This is a genomic window from Parabacteroides faecalis (genome assembly GCF_022809355.1).
Taxonomy (GTDB): Bacteria; Bacteroidota; Bacteroidia; order Bacteroidales; family Tannerellaceae; genus Parabacteroides; species Parabacteroides faecalis.
In genome coordinates, this window is sequence record NZ_JAKZMM010000029.1 from 46,692 (window position 1) to 55,205 (window position 8,514).

10 protein-coding genes are annotated in these 8,514 nt (G+C 39.9%); 2 read left to right on the top strand and 8 right to left on the bottom strand.

The window, feature by feature from the left end; translation table 11 throughout:
* Positions 1–18 precede the first annotated feature (18 nt).
* The 4 genes from coaE to nusB all read right to left on the bottom strand — a co-directional run bounded on the left by coaE (position 19) and on the right by nusB (position 2,934).
* Positions 19–606 (bottom strand): dephospho-CoA kinase, encoded by a 588-nt coding sequence (gene coaE, locus MUN53_RS11695; RefSeq protein WP_243325559.1) that lies wholly within the window; start codon positions 604–606, stop codon positions 19–21.
* On the bottom strand, positions 603–1,616 hold the full coding sequence (locus tag MUN53_RS11700) for a CdaR family protein (RefSeq protein WP_022455839.1): 1,014 nt from the start codon (positions 1,614–1,616) through the stop codon (positions 603–605). Before MUN53_RS11700 ends, coaE begins: the two co-directional genes overlap by 4 nt.
* 18 nt (positions 1,617–1,634) lie before the next feature.
* Positions 1,635–1,946, bottom strand: coding sequence for a preprotein translocase subunit YajC (yajC, locus tag MUN53_RS11705; protein ID WP_022455838.1), 312 nt, complete (start codon positions 1,944–1,946; stop codon positions 1,635–1,637).
* 61 nt (positions 1,947–2,007) lie between these two features.
* A complete protein-coding gene (gene nusB / locus MUN53_RS11710; RefSeq protein ID WP_022455837.1) occupies positions 2,008–2,934 on the bottom strand; it encodes a transcription antitermination factor NusB in 927 nt (308 codons plus the stop codon).
* Between the two features lie 284 nt (positions 2,935–3,218).
* Here nusB and MUN53_RS11715 point away from each other — a divergent pair, with 284 nt between their 5' ends.
* A complete protein-coding gene (locus MUN53_RS11715) occupies positions 3,219–3,596 on the top strand; it encodes a DUF3276 family protein (protein ID WP_022455836.1) in 378 nt (125 codons plus the stop codon).
* A 111-nt stretch (positions 3,597–3,707) separates the two neighbouring features.
* Here the strand turns inward: MUN53_RS11715 and MUN53_RS11720 are convergent, their stop codons facing one another.
* The gene (locus MUN53_RS11720) at positions 3,708–3,878 is read right to left on the bottom strand and encodes a DUF362 domain-containing protein (protein WP_022455835.1); all 171 of its coding nucleotides are present in this window, start codon (positions 3,876–3,878) and stop codon (positions 3,708–3,710) included.
* Positions 3,879–4,026: 148 nt separating this feature from the next.
* Here MUN53_RS11720 and porT point away from each other — a divergent pair, with 148 nt between their 5' ends.
* Positions 4,027–4,728 (top strand): type IX secretion/gliding motility protein PorT/SprT, encoded by a 702-nt coding sequence (gene porT, locus MUN53_RS11725; RefSeq protein WP_022455834.1) that lies wholly within the window; start codon positions 4,027–4,029, stop codon positions 4,726–4,728.
* On the opposite strand, the gene MUN53_RS11730 is transcribed toward porT, so the two are convergent.
* From MUN53_RS11730 to rsfS, 3 genes are all read right to left on the bottom strand, one after another.
* Complete coding sequence (locus MUN53_RS11730; RefSeq protein WP_243325560.1) at positions 4,715–5,551, bottom strand: phosphatidate cytidylyltransferase; 837 nt, start codon at positions 5,549–5,551, stop codon at positions 4,715–4,717. The two genes, porT and MUN53_RS11730, sit on opposite strands and share 14 nt — an antisense overlap.
* Before the next feature lie 120 nt (positions 5,552–5,671).
* Positions 5,672–7,699: an ATP-dependent zinc metalloprotease FtsH gene (ftsH, locus tag MUN53_RS11735; protein WP_243325562.1), complete on the bottom strand. Its 2,028-nt coding sequence runs from the start codon at positions 7,697–7,699 to the stop codon at positions 5,672–5,674.
* A gap of 29 nt (positions 7,700–7,728) precedes the next feature.
* Complete coding sequence (rsfS, locus tag MUN53_RS11740; RefSeq protein WP_022455831.1) at positions 7,729–8,088, bottom strand: ribosome silencing factor; 360 nt, start codon at positions 8,086–8,088, stop codon at positions 7,729–7,731.
* Positions 8,089–8,514: the final 426 nt, after the last annotated feature.

Genomic DNA, 8,514 nt, shown 5'->3' on the forward strand with positions numbered 1-8,514 from the left:
CACGCAAAGGTAACATAACTACCGGATATTATCGAAAATTTGACTTAAAAACTTTTCAACTTGCGGTAACAAGGGTTGTTTTCCGTCATTCGTAATGATGTAGTCTGCCCATAATTTCTTGTCTTCATCAGATACCTGGCTTTCGATGCGTTTCCGTAACGCTTCTTCTGTAGAATGGTCCCGTTGTAAAGCCCGTTGGATGCGGATCTCGAGCGGAGCATATACCATAAGACTAACATCTACTATTTGGTTAAAGCCTGATTCAAATAAGATGGCCGATTCGATGGCACAACCATGCTGCTGTTGATGTTCACTCCATGTCAGGAAATGTTTATTCACTTCCGGATGGATGATTTGGTTTACCTGCAAAAGTAAGTCTTTGTTCCCGAAGATAGCTTTTGCCAACGCGGGTTTATTCAGACCTTCGGGAGTGTAAATATCCGGACCGAAGAGGTGAATCAAACGTTCCCGGATGACAGGAGAGGTGTTTGTCAGTTTCTTACTCTCATCATCTGCAATGTAAACCGGTATTCTATGAACAGACAGAAGCTGAGCAACGACTGATTTCCCGCTTCCGATTCCTCCGGTGATTCCAATCTTTATCATTTGAAACTGGTATTTTGTTCTAATAAAAACTCTATTTTGGTGGGCGTTGTATGGCAATAACGAACCCAGTCCGGTTTCTTGGTAACTTGAACTTCGATGGTACCGGAAACATTTTCTTCCAGTTGGGCATAAGGAACTTCTACGGCAAACATGTCTTCCGTTAACTCTTTAAACCGGGAGATCGGAATGTTACAGGATACTTCTACAATCTGTGGAAATGTTCTGATTTTGTAGTTGGCTGGAACTCCGGTAACTTCCACAGGGATAGAAAGAGCCTTTTCCGTATATTCCTCGATAGGAATGGTGACTGATACATTATTAGTTTCGAAGTTCGTTCCTTCGATTGGTTGCAGCCCCACTACACGCGTGATACTCTTTTTCCCGTTTTTGATTTCTGTATAAGCCGTCTTAACTTCTTCAATCGAGTTGAGTATGGAATCGCTGGCGTAAACCGTTACATGCGATGGCGATATTTGTATGTCGGAAGATACCAGGAATCCTTTTTCTGTTTGTATGTTTCCTTCGAAAACAACCGGAAACTCCCGGCTTTCTCTCATGCCGTATCTAAGGGTAAACGATTGTGGCTCGATGCTGTAAAGCGTCGTCGTGGCCAATACTTGCTTTTGGATCTCGGCTTCAATCTTTTTCTTGTCAACAACAAACTTTCCGGTTTCTTTGGAAGCTCCGGTCATATCAATAGTGATTGATCTGAATTTCTGACCAATCATATAGTTAAGCAGCGCACTTCCTTTATCTTTTATCCGAATGGATATTTCCTGCGGAACTTTGTTTGTGAAAATAATATCTTCCGGAACGTTATTGTATCTGAGTGGTATAGACATGACTGTTTCGTATTCTTGTTGCAGACTTTGCAACAGCCAGAATCCAAAAGATAACAGGACGAAACAAGAAAAAATTAAAGCTTCTTTCCATCGTTGGCGATGCAAAAAAGCTTTAATGTCTGCCAAAACAGTATGATATGTCCGGACACAATTAGTAAGCCATGACATATATAGAAAATCTTTTAATTACTTTTGTTTTGCATCTTCTGATGAAGCAAAAACAGATGTCTTGTCAATCTGGATATTTACGCCGTTAGCGATTTCGATGACCATATATACGTCACCAATCTCTTTGATCTTTCCATAAATACCACCTGCAGTGATTACCTTATCGCCTGTTTTCAATGCTTCACGAGCTTTCTGGATTTCTTTTTGTCTTTTTTGCTGAGGGCGTATCATGAAGAAATAAAAGATTGCTACAATGACAACCATCATGATAATACCAGACCATTGAGATTGTCCGGCTGCCGCTTGAAGTAGAATACTTAAGTTCATCATATTTATATTAGTTATACATTATCAATTGTGTATTTGACGGACACAAATGTAATGATAAAATTTAATCTTTCAATATTAGCTTCTCATTTTTTAGTTCATTGACAATGGAATCCAAAATTCCGTTGATGAAAGTTCCACTTTTCGGTGTACTGTAATATTTAGCCATGTCAATGTATTCATTCAATGATACATTGGTCGGGATTGTGGGGAAAGTCATGATTTCGGCTAATGCAACTTGCATAATCAGCATATCGATGTTGGCAATTCGTTCGGATTCCCAGTTCTTCATGTGTTTGCTGATTCGCTCGCGGTATTCTTTTCCCTTTAAAATAGTTTGGTGGAACAGTTTAGTGGCAAATACTTTGTCTTCCTTGTCTTTAAACATCGGTAATAATTCCTGTTTGCTACCTTCTGTTTCCTTGAATTTCTTGATTGTTTTGAGGACGAATGTTTCGACGATAGCGATATCATCATTCCAGTAGATACTTTTATCCTCCAGGTATTCTTCGATATATTCGCTGCTGCAAATGATTTTCTTAAAGATCTGACGCCAGAATTCACGATCCGTTTCGTAATTGTCTTCTTTGTTTTCCAAATACTCCGCGTAAATGTCGGAAGCAAGAATCAGTTCTAATACTTGTTTGATGAAGTCTTCATCATTGGCCCATGAAATACCTTCTGCAGCAACATATTGATTCAATGCCTCATTGTCGGCCAATTGTTTGATAAAACGATTATCGATCAAACGCGTATTGGGTGTTAAGTCTTCCGGTGTCGGCATGAATTTGTGTTTGCGGATATCAAGATTTCTTCTGTGTAAATTGGTTACTTCAATCATCAGAAGAAGTAAGTAATGATATAGGTCGTACGATTTTTGAAGACTGAACATGAGCTCGTTTTCTGCAACTTTTAAATCACCATGTCCGTTTTGATAGTATGAATAAACTATCTGTAAGACTTTAATACGGATTAAAATTCTGTTAATCATTGTTTGAAGGAACTACTTTGTGTTTAATATTTTCAGTTTGCAAAGGTAATGATTCTTTTTGGAATAGTGAATTTAAAAGATATTCTTTCTATAAATTTGATTTTTGGCCATTATTTTTTAGGTTAAAATGATTGAAGATTAGAAAAAAATGCGCATATTTACACCCTAATAAGTTGAGCTTGTCAAACACAACTGATAAGACTCTGTTTATTATGTTGTGAAGGAAATGGCTTGCAGAGCTTAGTTAATAATGAATGAAGACGAAATAATTTAAAAGTTATGCCATGGAAGAAGGAAAGAAGAAAAACATTGTTGAGGGTGGCGATAAAGAAATTCTGTATTCGAAAGCCATAAAGGCCGGTAAACGCATTTATTACCTGGATGTAAAGAAAAATTTGAAGGAGGATTTGTTTTTGGCGATTACTGAAAGTAAAAAGATCCAGTCAAAGGAGAGTTCGAATGTAACCTTTGAGAAGCATAAAATTTTTCTTTACCGCGAAGACTTTGATAAGTTTGTGGATGGGTTAGTGGATGTGATCGGCTATGTTAAATCTCATAAGGGAGAAGTAACGCGTTCGGAAGAAAATGCTCCGAAGAAAAAGGAAGCTCCTGCTGAGACGGATTCAGACATTAAGCTGGATATTAAATTCGATGCAGAATAAGCTTTTATTCACCTTGCAGGAAGATGAAAAAATAGGATGCCTAAGTATTTAGACATCCTATTTTCTTTTAAGCATGTATGATTGTCATATATGCTTATTTGTTTTGCGGAATTAAGCACCCGGGTGAATTGCTTCTGTAGGACATGCTTCTGCACATGTTCCACATTCTGTACACATATCAGGGTTGATACTGTACTTATCACCTTCAGAAATTGCTCCTACCGGACATTCGTCGATACAAGTTCCGCATGCAATACAATCATCGCTAATTACGTAAGCCATATTCTTAAACGTTTAAATGTTAACTATTAGTCGTGCAAATGTAGGATATTATTCGGATTAAAAAAATAGCTAAGGCTATATTTTTTTATATTTTCCCTTTGTTTGCAATAAAAACAATGTATCTTCGTTATATAAAAAAACAAGAAAGTTGAGACGTTTTATAGTTATAGTAAGTGTGCTCTGCTGTTTTTCAGCAGTCGTTTGGGGACAACGGGAGAAGGTGAAGAATCAGCCGTATGTGGATAATAAGTTATTTCACTTAGGTTTTCATGTGGGGATTCATGCGCAGGATATGTTATTAACGCATACCGGCGTTTCTACAAACGGTGAGACTTGGTTTGCGGAAATACCAACTTATTCTCCGGGATTCAGTGTCGGTGTGATTGGTGATATGTTCCTCAATCCTTATTTTAATTTGCGTTTTATTCCAACCATTAACTTTGGTGACAAGCGTTTCGTGTTTCGTGAACAGGAAACCGGTGAAGAGTTTCGTACATCTGTTCGATCGAGTTACCTGACGCTGCCGTTGAGTGTGAAGTATTCTTCTTTCCGATTAAACAATTGCCGCCCTTATTTGACGGCAGGAGTTTATGGTGCCATGGATTTAGGTCGCAAAAGAGGAAATCCTTTATACCTGAAAGGCTTTGATTATGGGTTGGAATTCGGTATCGGCTGTAATATCTATTTGCCCTTTTTCCGGTTATGTCCGGAGTTGAAGTTTAGTTTCGGTTTGCCGAATTTGCTTGTAAAAGACCGTCCGGATCTGGAAGGACAAGAAACAATCAAATATACCGAAGCCTTGTCTAAAGCGACTTCACGTATGGTTACGCTGACATTTAATTTCGAATAAAGAGTTCGATGTAGATATATGCGGCAGGCGTAGCCATCAGCACACTGTCAAAACGATCAAGAATTCCACCATGACCGGGTAAAAGATTTCCTGAATCTTTTACTCCCAGTGTCCGTTTTAATAAAGATTCTGTCAGATCTCCCCAAGTAGCAAAAAGGACAACGACGGCTGCCAGTCCTAGCCATTGAATACGACTTATTTCAGGAGCGTACCAGGCAAATCCTTGCGAAGCTAATAAAACTACAATCAGTCCGCCCCAAAATCCTTCCCATGATTTCTTGGGTGATATGCGTTCGAATAATCTTCTTTTCCCAATTTGTGAGCCTACCAGGAAAGCTCCTGTATCATTCAACCAGACGAATATAAAGATGGCTAGTATATATAAAGGTACATAGATCTTGGATGTTGTTGCAGGGTCTTGCTGAATGGATATGAAATTCAATAACGAAAACGAGCCGGCGCAGTAGATTTGTGCCAGAAAAGTAAAGGCCCAGTTATTGATTGGATTCGGAGCTTTGGTATAAAGTTCGCTGATCAGTGTGTACATGATAAATAACAGGTAAGGGAAGAAGATTTCTTCTCCGGCGAATCCTTGCACTTTCATGAAGCAGGCAAAGAACAGATACATACCTCCGGCAGTACTGATCAGCCGGCGTAATGTTGCATTTTCGTAGTGCTTCAATAATCCGTAGAATTCCCATAAGGCAAATCCTGTTATGATACAAAACAGGATAGCGAATGAATATGCATTGTATAATATTGCTCCCAGTAAGATTCCAACAAAGATAATCCCAGTAAGCGTCCGTTTGATGAAATTGTTCAAAATGTTTTCCTTTTTAATGATTGATGTGCAAAGATAGGCATATAAACGAAACGTGAAAGAAAAAATCCCTGTTTAATTCAGTCGAATCAAACAGGGATGAATCATTTGTTTTGTTTTTTATTACTTGTCTTCTTCCGTTTGGGGAGCTTCTTCACTTGTTTCTGAAACAGGTGACTCCTCTTTTACATTCTTCTTGTCGTTTTTATCATCTTTATTCTCTTTTTCGAGAATTTCTTCTGAACGGGAAGCCCACGGACGTTTACCGAAAATATGTTCTACGTCTTCCCGGTAGATGACTTCGCGTTCCAGCAATACATTTGCTAATTCATTATGACCTTCTGCATTTTCGGCCAGAATTTTCTTGGCACGTTCGTATTGTTCCGAAATAATCTGCTGGACTTCTTCGTCGATGATGCGAGCTGTACTTTCACTATAGGGTTTGGTAAATCCCCATTCCTGACCACTTGAGTCGTAGTAGTTGATGTTGGGTAACTTATCGCTCATACCATAATAAACGACCATTGCGTATGCTTGTTTGGTAACGCGTTCCAAATCGTTGCTGGCTCCGTTGGAAATCTGACCGGAATAGAGTTCTTCGGCAGCACGTCCTCCCAGGGTAGAACACATTTCGTCGAGCATTTCTTCGCGGGTTGTGATCGGACGTTCTTCAGGCAGATACCAGGCTGCGCCTAAGGCTTTTCCACGAGGTACGATCGTCACCTTCACCAGCGGATTGGCATGTTCCAGCTTCCAGCTGATTGTTGCATGACCTGCTTCGTGGATCGCAATGCGTTTCCGTTCGGTTTCTGTCATGACCGTTGTTCTTTTTTCCAAACCGCCGACGATACGGTCCACTGCATTCATGAAGTCTTCTTTCTGAACAAACTTTTTGTTGTTTCGGGCTGCAATCAATGCGGCTTCATTACATACATTCGCTATATCGGCTCCCGAGAATCCCGGAGTTTGTCGAGCCAGGAGTTCGGCATCAACACTGTCATCTATCTTGATCGGACGCAGATGAACGCCGAATATTTCCTTTCGTTCATTCAAATCCGGCAATTCAACATGAATCTGACGGTCGAAACGTCCGGCACGCAATAAGGCTTTATCCAGAATATCGGCACGGTTAGTTGCCGCCAGGATAATCACACCACTGTTCGAACCAAATCCATCCATTTCGGTCAGCAATTGGTTCAATGTGTTTTCGCGCTCGTCGTTACTGTTCATATTCGCGTTTTTCCCACGGGCACGGCCTACGGCATCAATTTCGTCGATAAATACGATACAAGGAGCTTTTTCCTTGGCCTGACGGAACAAGTCGCGTACACGAGAGGCTCCAACTCCGACGAACATTTCTACGAAATCAGAACCCGATAAAGAGAAGAACGGGACATTCGCTTCGCCGGCTACTGCTTTTGCCAATAAAGTCTTACCTGTTCCCGGAGGACCTACTAACAAAGCTCCCTTCGGAATTTTACCTCCCAATTCTGTATATTTGGAAGGATTCTTCAGGAATGATACAATTTCTTCTACTTCCTGCTTGGCTCCAGCCAAACCAGCCACGTCTTTAAAGGTAACTTGCGGATTGTTGTCTTTGTCAAACAACTGAGCCTTGGCTTTTCCAACGCTGAAAACACCGCCCGGACCACCGCCGGCTCCGCCAGACATCCTTTTCATTAAGAATATCCAAACCAGAACGAAGAGGATAATAGGGCCAAATGATATGAGAAAACTCCACATCGCATCGTCGCCTTCCTCGAAGCTTACTTGCGTATCAATTTTATCATCGGATACTGCATTGTCATAGAAGTCGGAGAACTTATCGGCCGACGGGATTTTAATATATACTTTAGGTGACAAGCTGTCGGTCATCTTTTCTCCCGGAAAGACAATACCTATCTTATCACTTTTAACCGTAGCCTCTACGACATTCTTTTTGTTATAGACAACCATCTTGTCGAATACGTTTTCTTTGGCCAACTTTTGGAATTCTGTCCAGCCTATTTCTTTAGAACCGGTCGAATCGTTGGTCATATACAACGCAATCAACAGCAAAAAGATGATTCCGTACATCCAATAGAAATTGAAGCGGAACATCTTTTGTTTGTTGTCCTTGGGTTTATTCGGATTCATTCTATTGTTTTCCATATGCTATGTTTGTAAATGCAAATTCAATATTAGTCCAGGTTGGGGATTTCTGTAATCTTGGCATCTTCCCAAAGCGTATCCAGATTATAGAACTTGCGTTTTTCGGGTAAAAAGATGTGGACCATTACGGTTCCATAATCCATACCGATCCATTCCGCACGTTGTTCGCCGTCGATCGACAATGTCTTTTCTCCGGCTTCCCGGCGGGCGAAATCCCAAACGGAATCACATAATGTGGAAACTTGTGATGGAGAGTTTCCTTCTCCAATAACCATGTATTGGCAAATCGCTCCTTCTATCGAGCTTAAGTCAACTACAACAATATTTTTCCCTTTCTTTTCTTGCAGGCCGTTTACGATGGCCTGTACTAAAACTTGTGTTTGATCCATTCTTATCTTACTAAAATTCTAATTTCCAAAGTTGCAAAGATACTTGGAATAAATTTATTTCAGGCATCTTGTCAGGTAAATTCTTTTTATCAATTCATTTTTCTTTACAAAAACAACTGGGATGCCCGAAAAGTTCATTCGTTTGTTTCCTTTCCACCAATAGGGGGAATGATTCTTGTCTGATAGGAAAAAGATGTGTGTAGGTTTATATTTTTAGACCGTTTCACCCTTGTGAAGAGATCGTTTCACCTGGGTGATACGATCGTTCCGCAACTGTGATACGATCGTTCCACCCAGGTGGAACGATATAAAATATGTCATTTAACGGATTTAGTTGACTTAAAATCTCTTTATAAATAAAAGGGGTTGACTCTAGTTTAACTTATTTATATACTGAGTTGACTCATATTTTTGTTAATCACTCAA

Bases quoted from the DNA above. Each gene is read 5' to 3' on its own strand.
- MUN53_RS11720 (WP_022455835.1), bottom strand. From the start codon at position 3,878: ATGGCTTACGTAATTAGCGATGATTGTATTGCATGCGGAACTTGTATC.
- ftsH (WP_243325562.1), bottom strand. From the start codon at position 7,699: ATGGAAAACAATAGAATGAATCCGAATAAACCCAAGGACAACAAACAA.
- coaE (WP_243325559.1), bottom strand. From the start codon at position 606: ATGATAAAGATTGGAATCACCGGAGGAATCGGAAGCGGGAAATCAGTC.
- yajC (WP_022455838.1), bottom strand. From the start codon at position 1,946: ATGATGAACTTAAGTATTCTACTTCAAGCGGCAGCCGGACAATCTCAA.
- MUN53_RS11700 (WP_022455839.1), bottom strand. From the start codon at position 1,616: ATGTCATGGCTTACTAATTGTGTCCGGACATATCATACTGTTTTGGCA.
- nusB (WP_022455837.1), bottom strand. From the start codon at position 2,934: ATGATTAACAGAATTTTAATCCGTATTAAAGTCTTACAGATAGTTTAT.
- rsfS (WP_022455831.1), bottom strand. From the start codon at position 8,088: ATGGATCAAACACAAGTTTTAGTACAGGCCATCGTAAACGGCCTGCAA.
- MUN53_RS11715 (WP_022455836.1), top strand. From the start codon at position 3,219: ATGGAAGAAGGAAAGAAGAAAAACATTGTTGAGGGTGGCGATAAAGAA.